Origin of the sequence: Edaphobacter modestus (genome assembly GCF_004217555.1) — a bacterium.
Taxonomy (GTDB): Bacteria; Acidobacteriota; Terriglobia; order Terriglobales; family Acidobacteriaceae; genus Edaphobacter; species Edaphobacter modestus.
Window position 1 is genome coordinate 4,845,044 of sequence record NZ_SHKW01000001.1, and the last position, 22,604, is coordinate 4,867,647.

14 protein-coding genes are annotated in these 22,604 nt (G+C 57.0%); 7 read left to right on the top strand and 7 right to left on the bottom strand.

The window, feature by feature from the left end:
• Positions 1-15: 15 nt before the first annotated feature.
• Together BDD14_RS20455 and BDD14_RS20460 are read right to left on the bottom strand one after the other, a co-directional pair.
• Positions 16-747, bottom strand: coding sequence for a mechanosensitive ion channel family protein (locus BDD14_RS20455; RefSeq protein ID WP_130420730.1), 732 nt, complete (start codon positions 745-747; stop codon positions 16-18).
• A gap of 41 nt (positions 748-788) precedes the next feature.
• The gene (locus tag BDD14_RS20460; protein WP_130420732.1) at positions 789-2,000 is read right to left on the bottom strand and encodes a hypothetical protein; all 1,212 of its coding nucleotides are present in this window, start codon (positions 1,998-2,000) and stop codon (positions 789-791) included.
• A 692-nt stretch (positions 2,001-2,692) separates the two neighbouring features.
• On the opposite strand from BDD14_RS20460, the gene treY reads away from it, so the two are divergent.
• The 6 genes from treY (at position 2,693) to BDD14_RS20495 (ending at position 15,302) form a co-directional block, all read left to right on the top strand.
• Positions 2,693-5,389, top strand: coding sequence for a malto-oligosyltrehalose synthase (gene treY / locus BDD14_RS20470; RefSeq protein ID WP_130420734.1), 2,697 nt, complete (start codon positions 2,693-2,695; stop codon positions 5,387-5,389).
• Positions 5,382-7,124, top strand: a complete 1,743-nt coding sequence (gene treZ, locus BDD14_RS20475) for a malto-oligosyltrehalose trehalohydrolase (protein WP_130420736.1) — start codon at positions 5,382-5,384, stop codon at positions 7,122-7,124. Before treY ends, treZ begins: the two co-directional genes overlap by 8 nt.
• A 272-nt stretch (positions 7,125-7,396) precedes the next feature.
• Entirely contained in the window at positions 7,397-8,554 is a 1,158-nt protein-coding gene (locus tag BDD14_RS20480; RefSeq protein ID WP_242618089.1) for a DUF5666 domain-containing protein, read from the top strand.
• A 49-nt stretch (positions 8,555-8,603) separates the two neighbouring features.
• Positions 8,604-11,552 carry a TonB-dependent receptor gene (locus BDD14_RS20485; protein WP_130420738.1) on the top strand — a complete coding sequence of 983 codons (2,949 nt, stop codon included), beginning with the start codon at positions 8,604-8,606 and terminating at the stop codon, positions 11,550-11,552.
• 122 nt (positions 11,553-11,674) lie between these two features.
• Positions 11,675-13,180, top strand: coding sequence for a glycosyltransferase family 39 protein (locus BDD14_RS20490; protein WP_130420740.1), 1,506 nt, complete (start codon positions 11,675-11,677; stop codon positions 13,178-13,180).
• Positions 13,181-13,289: 109 nt separating this feature from the next.
• Positions 13,290-15,302, top strand: a complete 2,013-nt coding sequence (locus BDD14_RS20495) for an alpha-amylase family protein (protein WP_130420742.1) — start codon at positions 13,290-13,292, stop codon at positions 15,300-15,302.
• A gap of 39 nt (positions 15,303-15,341) precedes the next feature.
• Here BDD14_RS20495 and BDD14_RS20500 read toward each other — a convergent pair whose 3' ends face one another.
• Both BDD14_RS20500 and BDD14_RS20505 read right to left on the bottom strand, forming a co-directional pair.
• Positions 15,342-17,234 carry a M61 family metallopeptidase gene (locus BDD14_RS20500; protein WP_130420744.1) on the bottom strand — a complete coding sequence of 631 codons (1,893 nt, stop codon included), beginning with the start codon at positions 17,232-17,234 and terminating at the stop codon, positions 15,342-15,344.
• Positions 17,235-17,321: 87 nt separating this feature from the next.
• On the bottom strand, positions 17,322-17,888 hold the full coding sequence (locus BDD14_RS20505) for a glutathione peroxidase (RefSeq protein WP_130420746.1): 567 nt from the start codon (positions 17,886-17,888) through the stop codon (positions 17,322-17,324).
• Positions 17,889-17,960: 72 nt separating this feature from the next.
• Between BDD14_RS20505 and BDD14_RS20510 the strand changes: the two genes are divergently transcribed.
• On the top strand, positions 17,961-19,829 hold the full coding sequence (locus BDD14_RS20510) for an APC family permease (RefSeq protein WP_130420748.1): 1,869 nt from the start codon (positions 17,961-17,963) through the stop codon (positions 19,827-19,829).
• On the opposite strand, the gene BDD14_RS32490 is transcribed toward BDD14_RS20510, so the two are convergent.
• From BDD14_RS32490 to BDD14_RS20520, 3 genes are read right to left on the bottom strand one after another with little or no spacing between them, the layout of a single operon-like run.
• Complete coding sequence (locus BDD14_RS32490; protein WP_207231783.1) at positions 19,830-20,180, bottom strand: alpha-amylase C-terminal beta-sheet domain-containing protein; 351 nt, start codon at positions 20,178-20,180, stop codon at positions 19,830-19,832. It lies immediately after the preceding gene.
• Positions 20,144-21,364 carry an alpha-amylase family protein gene (locus tag BDD14_RS20515; RefSeq protein ID WP_207231784.1) on the bottom strand — a complete coding sequence of 407 codons (1,221 nt, stop codon included), beginning with the start codon at positions 21,362-21,364 and terminating at the stop codon, positions 20,144-20,146. The genes BDD14_RS32490 and BDD14_RS20515 overlap by 37 nt, the downstream gene beginning before the upstream one ends.
• 46 nt (positions 21,365-21,410) lie before the next feature.
• Complete coding sequence (locus BDD14_RS20520) at positions 21,411-22,595, bottom strand: cysteine desulfurase family protein (protein ID WP_130420750.1); 1,185 nt, start codon at positions 22,593-22,595, stop codon at positions 21,411-21,413.
• Positions 22,596-22,604: the final 9 nt, after the last annotated feature.

Consider the following 22,604-nt stretch of genomic DNA (forward strand, 5'->3'; position numbering starts at 1 on the left):
GTTTTTCCGCGAGCGCTAGAAGTGGCGGAGGGTTTCGCTGGTGGGCTGAGTTTTATAAGCGGGGTCCGGGGGCATCATCTCGGTATCTACATTTTTCTCAAGGGAACGGCTTACGATATCGCGGGAGCCGAGGCCAATGGCGAGGGAAAGGGTAAAGACAATTCCACCAAAGAGGATGCCGAAGGCGAGATCGACGACCGTGCCGCCAATTTCAAGATGATCGAGTACCGTGGCTCCGGTAAGGACAAGAACGAGCCATTTCACTCCGACCGAGAGAAAGCGAGCGTACTGAAGACGTGCGTTGACGGCTTCGATGAGGACGGTGCGTGCGAGGAAGCGGGCAAGCAGCGTTCCGGCGATGAAGAGGATAATGGCTCCCACAGAATGGGTGAGGTAAGGGAGCAGGAAGAAGGATATCTGCGAGTTTCCGGCGTAAGCGGCATCGAAGGCCGAGATGCCGATGAGGAAGCCAAGGATGACATTCGCCCAGAAGACGGCACGGGCGAGAAGAAGAGTGGGGCCATGCGAGGGGGCCCAGTCGAGCGGGACGAGTGAGCTGCGAGAGAGGCGCTCGTCAAAGCGGACCGCGGTGAGCAGGCGTTTGAGAAGAGCCGCCAGCCCGGCACCGACCGCAGTGAGGATAAGTACCGCCAGCAGAAGGGCGAGGAGCCCAGGCAGGAAGTTTGCCAGGGTAACCAGCGCCCGGTGTGCGGATTGTCCCAGGGCGAGTTCGACTTGTTGCCACATGAGCGGATCTCCTTACAGTGTTGTAGGCGTCGAATGGCTGGTTAAGGATTAAAGCGATCGGGCCAGCGCCAACGCGATACGAGATAGGGTTTATCGGTTTCAAAAGCCTGGGCGACGTCTTCGATATGCCTCTCCGGCGGCACGCCGCTCTGAACGAGGATAAGGTGCGATGCGACCCATGCGAGATAAAGCGGGGTGAGAGCACCGAGCAGGTGGCCTCGATTGATCGTCCGCAATCGATAAGCCAGGACGAAATCATAGACGATGCGGGCCCAGAGACTATCGGCGATGCGGAAGGCGTCCTGAGGCATTACCGAGAGACGCTTGAGTCCGAGAAGAGTCTGGGGAGGAAGCACGAGGGCCCAGATCTCATGCAGGTTGGAATAGGCGAGATGAAAGGCCTCGAGCATGGCAGTGACATCGAGTTGTTCCGAGGGAAGAGGTGCAGCGGAGACGTCGCGCGGAGGGATCACGGATCGCATGCGCTGCCAGAATGCGGCTTTGGCATCAATATCGGCGAAGAAGGACCCCAGGATCTGGTTGAGCAGAGCATTGAGGTCGGCGGCCGCTGGCTGTGGAGCGGTGCGTACAGGAATATTGGCTTCGGAGACGGTGAATCCCGCGAGAGCCGCCTCGGAGACGGGCCAGAGCAGCGCGTCGTTCTGGTTCGCCGCCGTAAATCGCTGAGCTGTCGCGGCAAGACGCTCCGCCATACGTAGCGACAGGCCGAGATCGATGGCAAGAGGAAAGCGCGGCTTTGTGCAGAAGAGCGCACGGGTAAGGGGATAGAGGATTGCCGAATTAGCGAGTCCCTCTCGTGGACCGGTATGGTAGTGCGACACTACGAGGTCCGCCGGTGAGGAGAGGGTGGTTTCGGCCAGATTGCGGATGGACTCCGGCGTGAGGGTGTGGGCGTCGGCTCCAAGTAAAAGACAGGCCGAGACGTTATGTTCCAGCGCGAGCTTGTAAGTGTTGAGGTAATCGTCAGAGGTGAGCACCCAGTTCACGGGAGAAGGAGCAGCCGGGGTATAGGGAAGAACCCGCAGGTTGGCGAAGGAATCGACCGTGCCCGAATTAACGCTCTCGGGTACCGCAACCAGGATGGGCTGACCGGGCAACGCGGCGGACAAATTGGACAACGCAGGTTCCAGAGCATCGGGCGAGACTGTGCTGAGATGGATGAGCAGATTTGAGCTCACCGGCGGGCCAGTGTCTGGAACTGCGGCAGCGGTGTTGGTCGGCGTAGAGGCCATCGTGCGTTCGGGCTGTCCTTGTGTCGTCTACTACCTTTGAGGCGGTTTAGAGGTGAGATGCTGGCCAGCGGCGAAGGTAAACCCCGGCAGGACTTTGAAGATCAAGAAGCAGGAGCTGATGACGGCTGCAGCTCTAACCAAAAGAAAGTATACGGGGCGAGGGTGAGAGGGTACGGTTTTTCTGTGATCCCGCGGTCGAGCGCAGCGCAATCATATTCCGGGTCCAGGGCAGCAGGGACGATTGATCGCTGAGCTGAGCTGGGATTGACATCGGTGTAGTTGGCGATGTCGCAGCCATCGTCGCGCAATGGTGAGGGGAAGAAGGGCAAAAGCCAGATTCAGGTCACTCCAAGTTTCTGGAGATAGTCCAGGCGGGAGATCAAGCCGGGAAGTCCCGGATTCCATCCCTATTGGAATCCTGTAAGGTTCGGACGTGGAGCTTGTAAAGAATCGCATCTTTATACCAAAGGGGGTCTGAAGCACTGCCGGCTTTCTTCACCAATTGAAAATAGACTCTCCGAAAAGAGAGATGCGAAGGATCTCTTCCTGGTTGCAGGCTGCAGATTTTGAACGTTATACGAGGAGGTACAACCTTGGAGCCCGGATTGCGGTTCTAAGGACAAAGACGAAAGAAGCCAAGATCGCATTCCTACCTTCACTTTCATTTTTTAGCTGAGTCGACTGGGTTGTCCATGCTGCGTGTACCTATTTCTACTTATCGGGTTCAACTCCACAAAGAATTCACTTTCGACGATGCCGCGGCAGTCGCAGAGTATCTGTGGGAGCTTGGAGCCTCCCATATGTATTGCTCTCCTTACCTTCAGGCGGCGCCTGGAAGTATGCATGGATACGATGTTGTGTCGCACCAGGCGATCAACGAAGAGTTGGGGGGCAAGGAGGGTCACGAGCGACTTTGCAAGAAATTAGCAGAGGTCGGAATGGGCCAGGTACTGGATATTGTGCCCAACCACATGTCGCTTGGTAAGGAAAACCGTAATTGGTGGGATGTGCTGGAGAATGGCGCGTCGAGTCGTTACGCGTCGTTCTTCGACATTGACTGGCAACCGGTGGAGGAGAGACTGCGGGACAAGATTCTGGTGCCGATGCTCTCCGACCAATATGGCAGAGTGTTGCATCGGGGCGGAATTCGTGTAGCGCGCGCAGATGGAAAGTTTCATGTGGAAGCTGAAGGACAGATACTGCCTACTGCTCCTCAATCGCTGCAGATAATTCTGGTAAGAGCTGCTGAGCTGTCCCGATCAAGGACCTTAAGCTTTCTGGCTGCATCTTTTGGACGGCTGCCTTCGCCGCCCTATGAAGATCGACGTAAAGTTCTGGCGCTGCATAATGACAAGGTTGTTCTCTATACGCTGTTGGAAAGACTGTGCAAAGAGGAACAGGGCGTCTGCGATGGGATCGACCGGACCATCGAGGGATTGAACTCTAACGAAGATATGCTGGATGATTTCCTGAACCAGCAGAACTATCGACTGGCATATTGGAAGACCTCGGGACAGCAACTTGGGTATCGAAGATTTTTCGATGTGAACTCGTTGGTAGGGTTGCGCGTGGAACGCGAGCATGTCTTCGAGGAGACGCACGCGCTGGTGCTCGACTGGATCGAACGTAAAATTCTGGATGGAGTACGAGTGGACCATCCTGATGGCCTGCGGGATCCCCTTGAGTATATGGAGCGGTTGCGGAAGCGCGCTCCGGAAGCCTGGATTGTTGTGGAGAAGATTTTAGAGCCGGGTGAGTTTCTGCGCGAGAACTGGCCAATAGAAGGGACTACCGGCTACGACTTCATGAATGCGGTCGGTGGGGTGCTTCTGTGGCCACAGGGCCTTACGGAGTTGACCAGTGTGTACCAGGAGTTCCTGGGCAAGGAGCTGGCTGCGATCCTCACGGACTATCCAGCTCTCGCGCATGATAAGAAGATCAATGTCTCCCAGGAGGCGCTGGGCAGCGATGTAAATCGGCTGACCTCGATGTTTGTCGAGATATGCGAGTCCAATCGGGATCAACGCGACTATACACAGGCAGAAGTGCGAAGAGCGATCCGCGAGGTCGCGGCATGCCTGAACATCTATCGCACCTATGTCGTTCCAGTTCGGAACGAGATTACAGATGAAGATCGGATGCACATTGCCGAGGCAACAGAGTGCGCCAAGGCGAGGCGTCAGGACATCGATGGAGGGCTCTTCGATTTCCTTCGCGATGTGCTGACGATGGCAGTGACGGGGAGGCAGGAGAGCGAATTCGTGTTGCGCTTTCAGCAATTCACCAGCCCTGTCATGGCGAAGGGCGTAGAAGATACGGCGCTGTATTGCTATAACCGGCTATCCGGCATGAATGAGGTTGGAAGCAATCCTGACAGCAATGGTCTTAGTGTCGCGGATTTTCATGCCTATTGCGAAAAGATGCAGGGAACACATCCTCTGACCATGACAGCGTTGACCACCCACGATACCAAGCGCAGCGGCGATGTGAGGGCGCGACTGGCAGTGTTGACCGAGATGGCATCACGGTTCGGAGCAGCGATTCACCGCTGGTCGCGCATGAATGCCGGTTTCCGGAAGCGATCGGCGTCTGGAGCCATGCCTGATGCAAATACGGAGTATCTCTACTATCAAACACTGATCGGCGCGTGGCCTCTTACCAGGGAACGGGCGCAGGCTTATATGTTGAAATCGTCGCGCGAGGCGAAGCTTCAGACATCATGGGTCGCCAATAACAAGGAGTTCGAAGACGCGCTGATGGAGTTCATCGCGAAGACATTGGAGCATCCCCCTTTCCTCAAAGATCTGGAGCAGTTTGTCAGTCGAGTGAAGGACGCAGGATGGGTAAATTCATTGGCGCAGACGCTGATCAAACACACAGCACCGGGTGTTCCTGACCTGTACCAGGGAACAGAGGTGTGGGATCTGAGCCTCGTGGACCCTGATAACAGGAGGACTGTCGATTACGAACGGCGTAGACAATTGCTTGCTGAAATGCGCGGTCTGGCAGGTCAGGATGTTGCAGCACGAGTCATGCAGCGAGTTGAAGAGGGCATGCCAAAGATGTGGGTCATACATAAAGCGCTCCTGCTCAGGAGAGAACATCCGGAGTGGTTTGGTCCTGAGGCCGCTTACACGCCGCTGACGGTCGAAGGGGGAAGAGTTGATCATGTTGTGGCGTATCTGCGTGGAGAATCTGTGGCTACTGTAGCGCCACGGTGGACGATCAAACTGGCCGGAGCATGGCGCGATACGACCGTGTCGCTTCCAAAGGGAGTATGGATCAATCGGCTGACAGGAAATTCGATGGAGGGTGGAAGAATCTCTGTGAAGACTCTGCTTCGCGAGTTCCCGGTAGCGTTGCTGGTGCAGGAGGGCGGCCATGCATGAGTTTCGAGTCTGGGCACCTCGTGCAGAGAAAGTTGCGGTGCGCATCGGAGATAGCAATCATGCGATGACTGCAGTGGATGATCGCGGATGGTGGAGTGCCACCGTTGAAGAGGCCGTGCCAGGAACGGATTACGCGTTTCTACTGGACGAGGATCCAACACCCTACCCGGATCCAAGGGCCATGTGGTCGCCGAATGGAGTTCACGCAGCCTCTCGCTTGTACGATCGCGGAAAATTTGTATGGAGCGACGAACGGTGGCAGGCCCCGCCTCTTGCAAGCGGCATTCTTTACGAGATGCACGTAGGTACATTTACGCCGGAAGGCACGTTCGACGGCGCGATCGGAAGACTTGCGCATCTGGCTGAGCTTGGCGTCACACACGTTGAAATCATGCCCGTCGCGGAGTTTCCCGGCGATTTTGGGTGGGGTTATGACGGCGTGGCCCTCTTCGCCGTTCGCGAAGTCTATGGCGGGCCCGATGGACTGAAACGATTGGTTGACGCCTGTCATGCTCATGGACTCGCAGTGTTGCTGGATGTTGTGTACAACCACTTCGGTCCAGTGGGTAACTATACGGGAAAGTTCGGTCCTTACCTCACGAACAATCACCGCACGCCATGGGGCGATGCCGTGAACCTTGAGTTCGAACTGAGCGACGAGGTCCGACGATTCTTCTGTGACAACGCCCTGATGTGGATGGAGGAGTATCACATTGACGGGCTGCGACTCGATGCGGTGCATGAGTTTGTAGACCGTTCGGCCATCCACTTCCTGGAACAACTGGCGATTGAGGTGGAAGAGCTTTCAACGCGACTGGGCCGGCGGCTGGTGCTGATAGCAGAGAGCGATCTGAACGATCCGCGCGTGGTAAGGACGCGCGAGGCGAATGGCTATGGGATGAATGCGCAGTGGAACGACGATTTCCATCACGCATTGTTTACGGTATTGGACCCCGGAGGAGAGGGGAAGGGATATTACAGCGACTTCGGATCCATGGAGCGCCTGGCGAAGGCCCTCACCCAGGTCTTTGTCTATAACGGGATTTACTCCAGATATCGAAGGCGTGTTCACGGGCGTCGCGTAGAAGGATTGTCCATGCACCACTTCGTCGGATTCATTCAGAACCACGACCAGGTGGGAAATCGCGCTACCGGCGACCGGCTGGAACATTTCATTGGGCTGGAACGGGCAAAGGTGGCACTCGGCCTGGTGCTGACGGCGCCATTCATCCCGCTGCTGTTTCAGGGGGAGGAGTTTGCTGCGTCAACACCCTTCCAGTACTTCGCCCATCACGAAGACGAACAGATGGCGCGGTCGGTTTCGGAGGGAAGGAAGCGGGAGTTTGCTGCTTTTGGCTGGTTGCCGGAAGAGGTGCCGGATCCGGAGAGCAAAGATACCTTTGAACGCTCGAAGCTGCGGTGGGATGAGGTGGTGGAAGGCTCTCACGGCGAGATGCTGGAATGGTGCAGGCGGCTCATTGCTTTCCGGCGAGATTCAAGGTCGCTTTGCGATGGCGAGCCCGGGCAGACAGATGTGAGATTCGACGAGGCGAAGCGGTGGCTGACTATGGATCGGGGTCAGATAAGAGTGGTGTGTAATCTGGGAGATACAGAAGTCGACCTTGGAGTTCCGGAAGGTTATCGCCTGGTACTTAGCTCGCAGAATGATGTTCGGATGCAGGATCAGAAGGTTCTATTGCCCCCCTCCCGCTTCGCCGTTCTCTCCTCTGAATAAGAAGTAGATCCCTCGGCAGAGGATCTTCGGGGACGGCCTCAATCTAGCCAGGATGACCAGCAGGGCATGGGCGGGCGTTAGCTTAGGCGATACTGCCCTGTTTCTGGCCTCGCTTCGGAAACTTTTGGAAATCGTAAGCGTCTTCACGTACAGACCCTTAAGTAAATTGGGCAGCCCCCGGCGACGAGGTTGGCTGGCGGCCGGATAGTTGGCATATTTCCATGGGATGGGCAGATACAATGCGCATAAAAACAGGCGTTTGTACGGTTTCAATGGCGGCAGCCCTGATGTTGCCAGCTGGACTGGCAACTCCCTGGGCATTTGCCGGGGCTCAGGCTTCTGCCCCCGCAACCCGGCAGATCGGAACCGTAAAAGCGATCTCTGGCAATACTCTTACCTTGGCAGCGGATGGGGGCGCGCAGGTGAGCGTCATGGTTGCCGAGGGCGCGCGCATCGTGCAGCTTGCCCCTGGGAGCACCGACCTTAAGTCGGCTCAGCCGATTGCACTGAGCGATATCGCAGTTGGTGACCGCATACTTGTAACGGGCAAGGCCGAGGACGATGGTTCGCTGGCGGCGGTGCGGGTGATCCTGATGAAGTCCACCGATATCGCGCAAAAGAATGAGGGGGAAAAAGCAGATTGGCAACGACGCGGATCCGGTGGCCTGGTGAGCGCGGTGAACGGATCGACGCTGACAATCTCGGCAGGAACGAAAAAGATTGAGGTTGATACGACTCCCGCGACGAAGTTCAGGCGCTATGGGGCCGACTCGGTGAAGTTCGAGGATGCAATGCCAGGCACGTTGGGCCAGATTCAGCCGGGCGATCAGCTTCGTGTGCGCGGGAACAAGTCTGAGGATGGTTCAAGCATTCAGGCCGAGGAGATCGTCAGCGGTTCATTCAAAAACCTGGCAGGAACGATAGCGAGCATCAATGCATCGGGTGGAACCCTGACCCTGAAAGACCTGACTACAAAGAAGACCATGACGGTGAGCGTTACGTCGAACTCCGACCTCCGGAAGCTGCCACCGGAGATGGCGGCCCGGTTCGCGGCTCGGGCTCGTGGCGGTGCGGCAGGCGCGAGGCCGGCAGCGGGCGGCGGCTCATCCTCTTCAGGGGAGGCGTCCGGTGCAACTCCCGGTCGAGAAGCTGGGGCTGGCGGTCCCGGCCATTCAGCAGGGGGTGATCTCTCTCAGTTGCTGTCAAGGCTTCCGATGGGCAGCCTGGCTGATCTGAAGGTAGGGGATGCCGTCATGATTGTTGCGTCGGAACCGACTCCGGGCAGCGATAAAGTGACCGCTGTGACGATGCTGTCCGGGGTAGAACCGATTCTGGCGGCGACGCCGAGCGGAGCACAAGCGATGACTCTTTCGCCCTGGAATATGGGCGGCGGCGGAGCGGCTTCGGAAGGCTCAGGTGGTCCACAGTAAAGCCCCGTGGTCCAGTGCAATTCTCATGCATATCGGTTGAGGAGATGGAATGGAATCGAGCAGGACACTGAAGTTCTTTTTGTTTTTTTTGATTGCCTTGGCGTCTCTGGAAGGTCGAGCGCAGCAGCCTGCGGGAGCCTCGGTGCATGGCGTTGTCACCGATCCGGACGGAGCCGTGATTCCCGGAACCACGGTGACCCTTACTCCTGTGAAGGGAAAGGCAGGCGTTGTTCAGTCGGGCAATGACGGCGCGTATACGATTACCGGCGTTGCACCCGGAGTTTACTCGGTAACTGCGACAACAACCGGATTCGCAACGTTTGTACGGCAGGGAGTTCGCGTTACGGCAGGGCAATCGCTGGTGCTCGATGTTAAGATGGCCCTCCAGGTCGAATCGCAGGAAGTTCAGGTTACTGCGCAAAGCCAGCAGGTCAGCGTAGACGCAGACAGCAATGCCAGCTCGACGGTAATCAAAGGCAAAGATCTGGATGCATTATCGGACGATCCGGACGAGTTGTCCTCGGAGCTTTCGGCGCTTGCCGGGCCAGCGGCAGGCCCCAGCGGGGGCCAGATTTACGTGGATGGGTTTACAGGCGGGCAGCTCCCGCCGAAATCGTCCATCCGTGAGATTCGCATCAATCAGAATCCTTTCTCGGCGCAGTACGACAAGCTGGGATATGGAAGGGTCGAGGTCTTCACAAAGCCAGGGACCGACAAGTATCACGGAAATTACAGCATTCAGGGCGGAGATAAGTCATTCAACACGTCGAATCCCTTTCTCGGTCAGAGCAATAACCAGCCGGACTATCACACGGTCTTCATGATCGGCAGCATCAGCGGTCCGATCAATCGCTTCTCCTCGTTCACCGTGGGGGGATCGCATCGCAATATCCAGGACAACTCGATCGTCAACCCCGGCGGCTATTACGCCAGTTCCGCGGATGCGACTACACCGTGTCTTCCCGGAGATCGGACTTGTACCTACTATTCGTCTTATCCGGAGGCAGCCCGTGCGGTTCCTCACCCGCAGACGCGCAGCGATATCTCCCCACGCGTCGACTTCGCCCTCGGCGATAAAAACACTCTGACGGTCCGATATCAGTACTACGTCAATGGCATACAGAACAATGGAATCGGAAACACGAATCTGCCGACCGCGGGATACAACAGCGAGGCGACTGAGCACACGGTGCAGATAAGCGATACGCAGATCGTAAGCTCGCACGTTATCAACGAGACACGATTTGAGTATCAGAGAGAGTATTCCACGCAGGACCCGCTGAGCACAGATCCTGCACTGTCGGTACAGGGTATTTTCACTGCAGGTGGATCGAGCCTGGGAACGCAGCGTAGCACGTCAAACCATATTGAGGTCCAGAACTACACCTCGATCGCACTTGAGAAGCACTTTCTGCGACTGGGTGGAAGGTTGCGTACGACGGGAGAATCCTTAACCTCGACTCAAAATTCAAACGGTACCTTTACGTACTCTTATTTGCTGGATCCCTGCACGGATTCGAACCCAAGTATCACGAAACCGAGCAACTGCGCGCCAAACGTTACTACACCGTGCGACCAGGCGAACGCCGGCATCTCTTCCTATCAGTGCGGCACACCGGGGCAGTATGCTATTACGCAGATCAACAAGCCCACGGTGCACGCACGTCTGACCGATGTTGGCCTGTATGCGGAGGACGACTGGAAGCCGAAGCAGAATCTAACGATCAGCTTCGGTCTCCGTTACGAGGCGCAAAATGTCATCAATAGTGCGCATGATGTGGCTCCACGTGTGTCCTTTGCCTGGGGCATCCCGCGTGGCAAGGGAAAGTCTCCCACTACGGTGGTACGCGGAGGATACGGAATCTTTTACGACCGGTTCTCTCTGGATAACTATGTAAACACGCTGCAGTTGGATGGCTCAGCCCAGGTAAGGTCGACTTTCATCAACCCGGGAAGCTCGTGCGGCCCTCTCACGTCGCAGGATTGTGGATCCTCAACGCCGAGCCGGGCGACGATCTACACGATGGGAAACAGCATTCGCAGCTCATACACACTGCAGGCAGCGCTGGGGATCGACCAGCAGCTAGGCCGCGCCGGGACGATCTCGGTGAACTACCTCAATGCCCGTGGAGTGCACGAGTATTTGAGTCGCAACTTCTTTGATGCCGCCACCCCCGGCACCCCATATAACTATCAGTTTCAATCAGGGGGCGTTTACCGCCAGAACCAGTTGATGGTTAACGGAAATGCGCGTGTGCGTATGGTGAATCTCTTCGGCTTTTATGCCTTGAGCTTTGCGGATGCGAACACCTCCGGCGCCACCTTCTTTCCGACCAGCAACACCGACACGCGCGTAGACTATGGACGCGCAACTTTTGCACGGCGCCAGTTTGCGGTGGTCGGCGGAAGCATGCAACTCCGTTATGGCATCACGGCCAGCCCGTTTGTGATTGCCCAGGCAGGCACACCCTATAACATCACCAGCGGTCTCGATCCATTTGGATCTTCGATCTATAACGCTCGTCCATATTTTGTGAATGGCGATCGTGGCAATTGCGCAAACTCTGCGGATTTCAGCGCGACGCAAACTGGAAGTCTGGCTCCGGTTCCGATCGACTATTGCACGGGGCCGGTGAACGCCACGATCAATCTTCGTATCGCGAAGGTCTTCGGCTTTGGAGAGAGAACCGGTGCGGCTGCGACCTCCGGAGACTCCGGGCAGAATCGGCGAGGCAATCGTGGAGGTGGCAGTGGCGGCGGGAGCCGTGGCGGTTCTGGCGGTGGTCCCATGGGAATGGGTGGGGCTAACTCCGGACGACGCTACTCCTTTACTCTTGGAGCCCAGGCTCTCAATCTCTTCAATATGGTGCCTTACGGAACTCCCACGAGCAGCTTGAGTTCGCCACGGTTCGGCCAATTCACAACCCTGGCCACGGGACCCTTCAGCTCTCAAACGGCGGTCCGTCGCATCATGTTGCAGGCCTCCTTCAACTTCTAAGACCAGAAAATGCGGCGCGGCCCATGACTCGGCCGCGCTCTTTCTATTTAAGCCACTTCCAATAATTCGGTCTTCAGGGTATAAGCGCGCTACTATAGTCCCGTGCGAGGCTCCCTACGGTCATGCAGTCGCTCCATCGCGTTCTGAGGGCGGTTCTAGCCTGGATCCTGCTGTTGTGCGTCCTGCTGTTCGTTATCTGGAGCCGCCATTGGCCACTCGTAGGCGATGCATCTCTCATCCACTACATATGCTTTCTGATGGACCATGGGATGGCCCCTTACCGCGACCTGGGCGATATGAATATGCCTGGCGTCTACATCATCGAGTGGGTCGTGATGCACACGTTCGGTGGAGGGGATCTCGCCTGGCGGCTCTTCGACTTCACGCTGATGGCGGCCGCTGCTGCAGCCATCTTCGCTATCACCCTTCCCTACGACTGGTTCGCCGGATGCTTCGCGGCCGGATTGTTGATCCTGGTCCATGGCCGGGATGGACTTGGCCAGGCGGGGCAACGGGATCTCACGATGGCGATCTGCTTACTGATTTCAATTGCATTTCTCTTCCACGGAGTGCGCAGGAATCGTTCATGGCCCTTTGCTCTCTTCGGATTTTTTTCTGGTGTGGCCGCAACGATCAAACCAACCATTCTGCCGTTTGGAGTGGTCCTGCTGCTCTTGGCGCTCATCACCCTGCGAAGGCGAGGAAAGGCAGCCTATGGGCCGGCGTGGTCGGCTTCGGCAGGTCTTACGATCGGCCCGGCAGTCGCGCTTCTCTTTCTCCTGAAATGGCATGCGGCTGAAGCTTTTCTCGAGGGTCTATCCGGAATCGTTCCTTATTACGCCAGCCTGGGACATCGGCCATTCGGCTTTCTATTGCTTCACAGTATTTCTCCCTTGTTGCCGGTTGTCCTGCTGTGGCTCCTGCTGGCGGTTGTGAGACCCCACCTCAGTTGGGAGCGTCTGGCACTTCTGTGCGGCATCGGATTCGGGCTTATCTCTTACATCGTTCAGGCACGCGGCTATCCTTATTACCGCTATCCGTTACTGGTCTTTCTGCTGCCCCTGATGGCGATCGACTTTACGAGCGCTTTGCGATTGCGTTCGGCGGCTCGTGTCATCGCTTTCTCAGGGCTGATCGTGGGTTCCGTGATCATCGCTCCGACCTCGATCTTTCTTATCCATCAATACGAAACGCACGCGGACTTTATTACGTCGCTCGAAGAGAGTTTGGACCGACTTGGTGGGCCCGAGCTTTCGGGTCATATTCAATGCATTGATTCCATCTCCGGTTGCGGTTCGACTTTGTACAGGATGCGCCTGGTCCAATCGACCGGAGTGCTCTCGGATTTCCTGCTCTTCGGTCCGGAGACAACCCCGGTTGTTCGCACTACACGCGAGCAGTTCCGTCGTGCCTTCGCGAGAAATCCGCCTCGAGTCATCGTAGTAAGCAGCTGGCTTCACATCGATGGTCCCGGTGATTACCGGAAGCTGGCAAGATGGCCCGAGTTCGCAGAGTATCTCTCGACGGAGTATCTCCTGAAAACGGAATGGACTCCCGGTCGACCGAATCACTGGTGGAGCCGCAAGCAATCGCCGGACGGATATAGGATCTATGTCCTGAAAGATTGATCGATTTCAACGAGCCGATCCTACACACACGAGGGAGCAGTGGCTGCTTCGTTGTACAGCGCGCGATGTGTTCTAATTCTGGCCAAGCTTATGACATGCGGAGGAAAAGATGCGGAAGGGCATCTCGGCTTGGCTGTTGCTGTTTTCTGTACGAATGATGTCGGCACAGATACCGGACGGAGGCAAGGCCGTTGTTGAAGGCGCGGCCGGAAGCTTGATTCTTGGCAATCGTGTCATCGCGGCTCGGTGCAATGCAAACGGACCGGGACTTCATCTTGAACTGAAGGACATGCTGGCGAATCGCACGTTGCCTCTGGACGGTCCTTTCAGCATTTTGTTCGCGGATGGCACGATCGTACGCGGAGATCAGATGCACGTGGTTCAGCGTCCCGTGACTACGGAGATGAAGGCCAATACAGCGGCCTCCCGGGAGTCAGAACGATTTACGGGCAAAGCGATCCATGCCGTGCTCGAGGATGAGCAAAGCGGCCTGCGCGTCCGGTGGAGCCTGGAGTTGCGCGATGGTTCGAGGTACATACGTCAGGTCTATACGCTTGAGGCTCCGACGCACGACCTGGCAATGCGCAGCGTGCGCCTGATCGATATCAGGCCAGCGGATGACGTGCTTCGCAACACAAGAGTGGTAGGAACGGTCGCCGGCTCACCGATCGCTTCGGGAGATTTCTTTCTCGGATTCGAACACCCACTCTCCATCAGCCGCGTCGTGCACGGTGAAGCGACGGCAGATCTGGAACGTACGCTGCCGCTCGTAAAAGGCCAGTCCATTACCTATTCATCGGTCGTGGGAGTCGTCCCGAGCGGTCAGCTGCGGCGAGGCTTTCTGGAATATCTCGAACGGGAACGTGCACATCCCTATAGAACGTTCCTTCACTACAACTCCTGGTACGACATGGGATTTTTTACGCCATACGATCAGGCGATGGCGCTCGATCGAGTCCGGACGTTCGGTGAAGAGCTGCACGAGAAGCGCGGCGTCACGATGGACTCATTTCTCTTCGACGATGGCTGGGACGATCATGCCTCGCTGTGGAGTTTCAACAAAGGCTTTCCCAATGGTTTTGTGCCGATTCGCGAAGCGGCACAGAAGTACGGGTTCACGCCGGGCGTGTGGTTGTCTCCATGGGGAGGCTATTCGAAACCGAAGCAGGAGCGCGTGAAGTTCGGCCAGGTGCAGGGCTTCGAGATTGTTAGCGGAGGTTTCGCCCTCTCGGGACCGAAGTACTATGAGCGGTTTCGCGATGTCTGTCTGAAGATGATTCGCGAACAGGGCGTGAACCAGTTCAAATTTGATGGAACCGGCAATGTCAACCATGTCGTTGCTGGAAGCAGCTTTGACAGCGACTTCGATGCGATGATCCATCTGATCGATGATCTCCGGGAAGCGAAACCGGATATCTACATCAATCTCACAACAGGAACAACTGCGTCACCATTCTGGCTGCGCTATGCCGATTCCATCTGGCGTGGCGGAGAGGATGATGCCCTGGCCGGTGTAGGAACGAAACGTGAACGGTGGATTACCTATCGCGATGCGCAGACCTATGAGCGAATCGTCGCCAAAGGGCCGCTGTTTCCTCTGAGCTCGCTTATGCTGCATGGAATTATCTATGCCCGTTATGACGAGCGATTGAAGGATGATCCGGGCGACGACTTTTCGAACGAGGTGCGCTCCTACTTCGGCACCGGGACGCAGCTGCAGGAGATGTATCTGACGCCGGATCTTCTTTCGGAGAAGAACTGGGACACACTGGCCGAGGCCGCTCGGTGGTCGCGCAACAATGCGAGCGTGTTGAAGGATACGCACTGGGTAGGCGGAGATCCGGCATGGCTGGATGTGTACGGTTGGGCGTCGTGGTCGAAGGAGAAGAGCATTCTGGTGCTGCGCAATCCCTCCGATAAGCCGCAGGAGATCTCGCTTGATGTAGCCACAGTTCTGGAGCTTCCTGAGAGTGCCGCACAAAACTTCTCAGCGCACAGTCCCTGGAGGGAAGATACGGAGAGAGTCTCGGTCGAGTTGAAAGCAGGCACGCCGCACCGCTTTCAACTTAATCCATTCGAGGTCTTGACCCTGGAGCTTCAACCATCAGGTCAAAAACAATAGCGCCTCGCAAAGAGGCGCTATCGCTAGTCTGGGTGTTGCTTACTTCGAGATTGTTTCCGGCTTTGTGAGGGGAGTGGTGATGTCGTCGAGGTATGCAGGTGTTCCATCGATTCGTTGCAGCACCGGATATCGCTCACCCTCGTGGTAATCGATATCCGCGGTGGAGACGAAGGTATCAGCCTGCAGAATGAGGTGAATTGACTCGGTCTTTCCTTTAGCCTCTTGGATAGCCGTCTTCAAGGCATCGCTGGAGAAGATCGTTCCGTTGACGGCGAGAACCTTTTGCCCAGGAGCGAGATTTGCCTTATCCGCAGGTCCTCCCCAGCGGACATCCGTGATGACGCCTTCACCCGTAACGCGCAGCCCGAGGGAGTACCAGACGTTGATTCCGCCGGCGCGTCTTCCTCCTGCGCTGGCCATCGTCCGTTCGGAGACGCTGGGCTTGTCCGTGAAGACAAGTTTGTATCCGCCGCGCTCGATACCATCGAGATCCGCGTGGGGATTGATGTTGTCGATGCGCTCATGAATGAACGTAGTCCAGTCATATTTGACGACCTGATTAAGGTCGGCAACAAGCTCGTCGCGGTTATAGGGAACGACGAGTGGACCGGTGTTGCCGCCTTTTGCCAGGAAAATGTGCAGGAAATCGGTGAGTGACTTCTTGTTATTCGTCTGTTTGCGAATGAGCGTATCCGCATCCAGCCAGAAGAGTTCGCCCTCCTGGTAGTAGTCCTGACCGCGCCGCCAGTTGGACCAGGCCGGATTGCCTCCGCGAAGGATGCTGGCGGCGATGGCGGTGTCCTCGGTGGAGCGCCACTGGCGGCCAGGCTTGTAATCCAGATTTGCTGCCGACATCGCCAGCAGGTCTCGATACTCCGCTTGGGACTTCAGGCCAGAACGCGCGGCCAGCACGTTGCCCAAATACTGCGTCATTCCTTCGTAGACCCACAGCAACGAGCCCTGCTGCATCTTCGCGAAATCGTCCTGGTAAAGGTTGTAAGGGCGACGATATTTTCCGTTCCAGGAGTGCGTAAACTCATGCGCCAGAAGATCGGCCTCCGCAAGCTGGTGCGCGTCGTCTGAAAAGCCCTTCTCTCCGACGCCGTTATCGGAGGATTGACCGTGTTCGAGCCCTTCTCCGCCAGCTACGTCAGAGAGCGTCAGCAGGAGGTGGTAGACGTTGTAGTGACGCGAGTCGTACGCAGCCCCAGTCTCGCGGACGAGATTATTCAACTCCGTGAGCAGGGCAGGGCGGAGATTTGAATCTCCAGGCAGGTCCGACACAACATCGATATAGTGCTTCGGTGTGACTTCGGGAGCGAGCGCGAATTCGTGAAAGTACTCTCCGGCGATGACGGGGGAGTCTTCCAGTTGCTCAACAGTGGTTGCGGCGTAGTGGGTGGTGCCGCCGGCAGGATGTTGCGGATCGTATCCGTCCGTGGGGGTGAGAGCGGTGCCGATACCCCAGCCTTTGGGAACCGTAACGGAGGGCTGGATCGCGATCTCCTTCACCGGCTTGTTGGCGGGATAAAGAAGAAGCTTCTCCCATTCCAATACCGCCAGCTTCTGGCTCACGCGGGACGTGACGATGCAGTCCAGATGAGCGTGCAGCGTTGTTACGCCTGCCGGCACAGTGACGTGGAACTGATACATATCCCGATCGTCACGTCGCCAGACAAGGGGCTTGCCGTTGGCGGTGAAGACCACCCCTGTGATGTCGCTCACCGGTCCGGTAGGGCGATGGTTTCCTGGGATCCATTCCGGCGTCGTGAGCGAAACCGTACCGGATCTGACCGGGATGTCGAGCTCCGCGTGATAGATCTTGCGCGGAGCATCGGACAGATCGGCGGTGATCCGAATCGGAGTTTCCTGGGCAACGGCAGATGCGGTTATGAGCAAGGCCAGCGGAAGAACGGCAGAACGAATGGACATAAGGGGGCTTGTATCCTTCGAGACGCGATAAGTTGGGTGGATAGACAAGAGACGAGTGATGCCGGCTGGGAGACGCAATAGAAAATCCTAGACCGCAAGTGTGGACTGAATGGCAGAGACGATCCTTGAATCGTCAGGGGTAATCTCGGGCGAGAAACGGGCCACAACGTTGCCCTTACGGTCAACAAGGAACTTCTCGAAGTTCCAGAGTATCCCTGGTTCGGGATTAGTACTTGCTCCATTGTGTTTGTCGCGGAGAAAGCCGTTGAGCCGTTCGCGGAAGCCGGAGCGTGTCTCTCCAATCGCCTGAGGCTCGGTTTCGATCAGAGCCCTGTAAAGCGGATGAATACCGTCTCCCGTGACTGCGATCTTTGCGAACAGAGGGAACTCTACGGAGTAATTCGTCTTGCAGAAAGAAGCGATCTCGTCATCGCTACCCGGCTCCTGGGCTCCGAAGTCGTTCGCTGGAAAGCCGCAGACGACCAGGCCGACATCCCGGAACTCCGAGTAAAGCTTCTCAAGCGCTTCGTATTGAGGAGTCAGACCACATTGTGACGCTACATTGACGATGAGCAGGACCTTGTCACGGTAGTCGGCGAGCGATGCGGGCTCACCGGTGATGCGCTGGACGGGGATGTCGTAGAGGTTTGCCATGATAATTTACAGTGTATTCCCGGATAAAAGTTGATTGCTGGTTGACGAAGCAAGTTAGTATCGATTACGGCTATGTCTTTTACCGATGTACTTTTTGGACGGCCTCTGGCGTCCAGTGACGAACGAGCAGAGCATATTGGAATAGCGGCGGGAATACCTATCTTCGGGCTTGACGCTCTAACGAGCGCAGCTTACGGGCCTGAAGCCGCCATGACACTCCTGATTCCGATGGGAATCGCGGGGCTCGACCACATCGTTCCGGTGATTTCGGCGATCCTGATCTTGCTGGTGATTGTCTTCTTCAGTTATCGCCAGACGATTGAGGCTTATCCAGGCGGTGGTGGATCCTACACCGTCGCAACGGAGAACCTGGGCGCTGGGGCAGGACTGCTTGCTGCTGCTGCGCTGATGATCGACTACATCCTCACTGCAGCTGTGGGTATCTCGGCGGGCGTTACCGCGCTCACGTCGGCGGTTCCCGAACTGCACAATCACAGGCTGTCCATCTGTCTGGTGATTCTCGTCGTGCTGACAATCGTGAATCTACGAGGGGTAAAGGACACGGGCGCGGCGTTTATTATTCCGACCTTCCTGTTTGTGGGGTCTTTGCTCGCTGTAATCGTCGTGGGCACGGTTCATTTCTACCTCAGCGGCGGTCATCCGGTGCCCGTCGTCATACCGCCACCTCCTGCCGCAACGACAGTAAAGTATTTGACACTGTGGCTGTTGATGAAGACCTTCGCCAGCGGATGCGCGGCGATGACCGGCGTCGAAGCCGTATCGAATGGCGTGATGGCGTTCGAAGAGCCTCGAGCCAAAAAGGCGCAGCGGACGCTGTCGATCATCGTCGTAACCCTGATCGTTCTTCTGTTCGGAATTACGTGGCTTTCGAAGGCATATGGAATTACCGCCATGGAGCCCGAAGCCCATAACTATCAAAACGTCCTCAGTATCCTTACGACGGCAATCTTCGGGCGCGGATGGTTTTACTACCTCACCATGGGGAGCGTGCTGCTGGCGTTGTCTTTGAGCGCGAATACGGCCTTTGCGGATTTCCCGCGCCTGGCTCGCGCTATTTCGATGCATGACTATCTGCCGCATGTGTTTATCCTTCGTGGCAGACGGCTGTTGTACTCGCACGGCATCTATGCACTGACCGGCTTCACCGCGATCATCCTCATCCTGTTCGGGGGCGTCACCGATAAGCTGATTCCGCTCTACGCCATTGGAGCGTTCCTGGCCTTCACTCTCTCGCAGGCCGGCATGGTGGTGCACTGGCTCAGGATGGAAAAGCACCCAGGCCGGCTGTGGCACATGTTCGTTAACGCCTTCGGTGCTGTGGCGACTGGCATCACCCTTGTGGTCGTCCTGATCGCGAAGTTCATGGCCGGCGCGTGGGTAACGGCTCTTCTGGTTCCTTTTTTGATCGTAATCATGATGGTGGTCAAGCGTCACTACACCCGCGTGAAGCGTGAGATGAAGGACATGACGCCGCTGAACCTGACCAATCTGCAGGAGCCGATCGTCGTTATTCCCATGGCGCGCTGGGACCGCATCGCGGAAAAGGCGCTACGTTTCGGAATGGTGATGTCGCAGGATCTCAAGGTCGTCCATGTTCATTCCGACGATGAGCCCATGGGTCTGGAAGAGGAGTGGGGCGATAAGATTATTGCTCCTATCCAGAAAGAAGGCCTGCGTATACCTGAGCTGGTCACGATTCCATCGAACTATCGCTTTATCATCAATCCCCTGATGGATTACATCCTGGAGCTTGAACACAACAACCCGGGAAGGAAGGTTGCTGTGCTTCTGCCCGAGCTGGTCGTGCGTCACTGGTGGGAGAACGCTCTCCACAATCAGCGTGTGCAACTGTTGAAGCTTCTCCTGCTCTTGAAGGGGAATCAGCGGATCGTCGTAGTGAACATCCCCTGGTATCTGTGATCAGAATGGAGCTCTCTGACGGCTGGCCTGTTTGTACCGGGGAATGGGAAATGCTGCATGGTGCGCCGCTGTAACGACGGAAGGGTTTCCCGGTAATCCAACCCAGACCGACCAACCGGAACCCTGCGCATACACTCGATAATCTGCGTAGCCGGAGCTGCTGGGGTTCCACTGGTTGTCGTCCCCGCCTACCCGAACATACAGAGCTCCGTGGCTTCCACGGATGCGAGCGGCATAAAGGCCTGCTTGTCGGGCATTCTCCTGCATATCTACGATGCTGCCTGAAGTTACCCCTGCGACCTTGCGTGCATTGATCAGCGCCTTGATCTTGTTCTGAAGATCGGAGCCCATTCAAAGTAATGTTTCCAGTAGACACAGGGAATTCCCGGATGTGTCAGCACAATGGCATAAGCCTGCTCCACCTGCCAGTTGTTGGCGAAGGAATCGGAGCGGTGATCTGATTGCGGTGTTCCGTCATCGTTGGTGCGGAAGCCGGTGTCGTGATTCTCGACGAAGGTCACGGCGCGCTGTTTCCAAGGCATGCCATCGGTCGTGTCTCCTGCGAGCCCTATGCCATTGCCAAACCCGTAGAGCTGGGTATAGGCGCTGCCGACGATCGACTTCAGGCCAAACTGGGTTTCGAAGTCGAAGACGTCGCTCGATGTCTTAAGGTGCGCCGCACCGGCTGCGGTGTTGTCCGTGGCAGTTGCCCATATCCATCCACGCTCTTCGGCCTGCTGAGTCCAGTCGTACTCGCCCACAGAAAATGTTGGCTTGGTGATGCCGTTGTACAGAGAAATCCATTGTGCGCCGTAGCCGTGGACCATATCGTAGCGCCAGCCACGATAGCCAAGCGACTGTAACGCGAGGAGATACCGCACAATATCTCGCCGAACGCGAACGTCTGTGTGCGCGAGATCGCGGAAGGAAGAGTAAGCGTAGGTGCTCCCCGGTCTGTACGAGACAACCTCTTCGCATTTGCCTCGCTGCTCCGCGGGAGTGTTCGCGACGCCGGACGATGGGTTGATGAAGGCCTCGTCATCCGTGCAGATGGACCATGTCCCCCAGGATGGATCTTTGAAGTCCGCCCAGCTGTTGATGCCGTCGCGATGATTGATGACGATATCCGCGATGGGCTCGACCCCACTGTTGAGCAGTGCCGCAAGGGCCGCCTGCTGTTGTTTGCGGCTTCCGAAGCTGTTATCCAAACGAAAATATCTTTTGGGGTTATAGCCGAGGCTGAAATCTCCTGCGTAGGAGGGTGGAGGCATCCAGACGAGATCGAAGTTGGCGGCGGCGATGGCGGGAGCGTCCGCCTTCACAATCTCATACCAGAGCTGCGTTCCGTGACCGGGAAATTTGTCCGGGTGTCCGAAGCGATAGGACTCATAGTAGAAACCCTGCAGCATAACCCGGTCATCGTCGAAGCCGGACTGCGCCCAGGTGGATACGCAGAGCTGCCAGAACACCAGAAGAGAAAAAAGTAAGTACAGTGTTTCCCTGAAGCCGGTGTCGTCCGCATGGAGTTGCTCCACAAGTGAGTTGACGATCAGGTCTGCCCGGGCCGAAGAGCTTTGTTGTCTAAACCGTTACCGCAACTGCCTTCTTGCTGTGAGCTGGCGAAAGTTCCCGTAGATGAGCGACTGCCGCTGGTATCAGCCTGAGAGCCTCATCGACCTCCTCCTCCGTGGTGAGCTTCGAGAGAGAGAAGCGAATGCTGGCTCGCGCACGCGCCGCAGAGAGTCCCATAGCCGTCAGGACATGGGAAGGCTCACTTGCGCCGGACTGGCAGGCGCTGCCGCCACTTACCGAGAGACCCTTCAGGTCAAGCGCGATTAGCAGGGCCTCCGCCTCAACGTGGTCGAAGTAGACATTGGTGGTATTGCAGACGCGTGGGGCCCCGGCCCCGTTGATCCCTGTCTCTTCAATCTGCGAAAGAATTCCCCGCTCCAGGCGATCTCGTAAAGCCGCGAGCTTCGCCGGACCGTCATTCCTGATCCACTCAGCGGAAAGCTCGGCAGCCTTGCCCAGCCCAACGATCCCCGGAACATTTTCCGTGCCTGCGCGCCGCTGACGTTCGTGCGATCCTCCATGGAACATCGGCGAAAGTTGAACGCTGCGGCGTACGTAGAGCACACCGATCCCCTTAGGAGCGTAGATTTTGTGGCCCGAGAGGGTGAGCAGGTCGACGTCCTTGAGGAAGCCATGGGAGCTTACATCCAATGGAAGCTTGCCCCCCGCCTGAACGGCGTCTGTATGGAACAGGGCTCCGCCCGCGTGAGCGATTCCTGCAAGGGCATCGATGGGCTGAATGACGCCGGTCTCATTGTTGGCGTACATCACGCTGACCAGACGGGTATTCGGTTTCAGAGCTGCGAGCAGCGTAGCCGGCTCCACGATTCCCTGGGGCGTAACCGGGAGGAGGGTAACCTCGACGCCGCGCTTTTCAAGGGACTGGGCAGCATGCAGCACAGCGTGGTGCTCGATTGTGGTGGTGATAAGGTGGTCGCCCGGTGAGAGAACCCCGAAGAGAGCGAGATTGTCGCTTTCCGTTCCGCCCGAGGTGAAGACCACCTCCGCAGGGCGGCAGTGCAACAGGCCGGCGATGGCCTCGCGCGCGCGATCGACTGCAGAGCGGGCATGCTGGCCCTGCTGATGAATGGAGCTGGCGTTGCCGTAATGCTCAAGGTAGAAGGGACGCATCGCCTCGAACACTTCCGGAAGAAGAGGTGTAGTTGCGTTCGCGTCCATGTAAATACGCTGCATATCGCTATT

Bases quoted from the DNA above. Each gene is read 5' to 3' on its own strand.
- BDD14_RS20480 (WP_242618089.1), top strand. From the start codon at position 7,397: ATGGCGGCAGCCCTGATGTTGCCAGCTGGACTGGCAACTCCCTGGGCA.
- treY (WP_130420734.1), top strand. From the start codon at position 2,693: ATGCTGCGTGTACCTATTTCTACTTATCGGGTTCAACTCCACAAAGAA.
- BDD14_RS20460 (WP_130420732.1), bottom strand. From the start codon at position 2,000: ATGGCCTCTACGCCGACCAACACCGCTGCCGCAGTTCCAGACACTGGC.
- BDD14_RS20455 (WP_130420730.1), bottom strand. From the start codon at position 747: ATGTGGCAACAAGTCGAACTCGCCCTGGGACAATCCGCACACCGGGCG.
- BDD14_RS20495 (WP_130420742.1), top strand. From the start codon at position 13,290: ATGCGGAAGGGCATCTCGGCTTGGCTGTTGCTGTTTTCTGTACGAATG.
- BDD14_RS20520 (WP_130420750.1), bottom strand. From the start codon at position 22,595: ATGCAGCGTATTTACATGGACGCGAACGCAACTACACCTCTTCTTCCG.
- treZ (WP_130420736.1), top strand. From the start codon at position 5,382: ATGCATGAGTTTCGAGTCTGGGCACCTCGTGCAGAGAAAGTTGCGGTG.
- BDD14_RS20500 (WP_130420744.1), bottom strand. From the start codon at position 17,234: ATGTCCATTCGTTCTGCCGTTCTTCCGCTGGCCTTGCTCATAACCGCA.
- BDD14_RS20510 (WP_130420748.1), top strand. From the start codon at position 17,961: ATGTCTTTTACCGATGTACTTTTTGGACGGCCTCTGGCGTCCAGTGAC.
- BDD14_RS20505 (WP_130420746.1), bottom strand. From the start codon at position 17,888: ATGGCAAACCTCTACGACATCCCCGTCCAGCGCATCACCGGTGAGCCC.
- BDD14_RS20485 (WP_130420738.1), top strand. From the start codon at position 8,604: ATGGAATCGAGCAGGACACTGAAGTTCTTTTTGTTTTTTTTGATTGCC.
- BDD14_RS20490 (WP_130420740.1), top strand. From the start codon at position 11,675: ATGCAGTCGCTCCATCGCGTTCTGAGGGCGGTTCTAGCCTGGATCCTG.
- BDD14_RS32490 (WP_207231783.1), bottom strand. From the start codon at position 20,180: ATGGGCTCCGATCTTCAGAACAAGATCAAGGCGCTGATCAATGCACGC.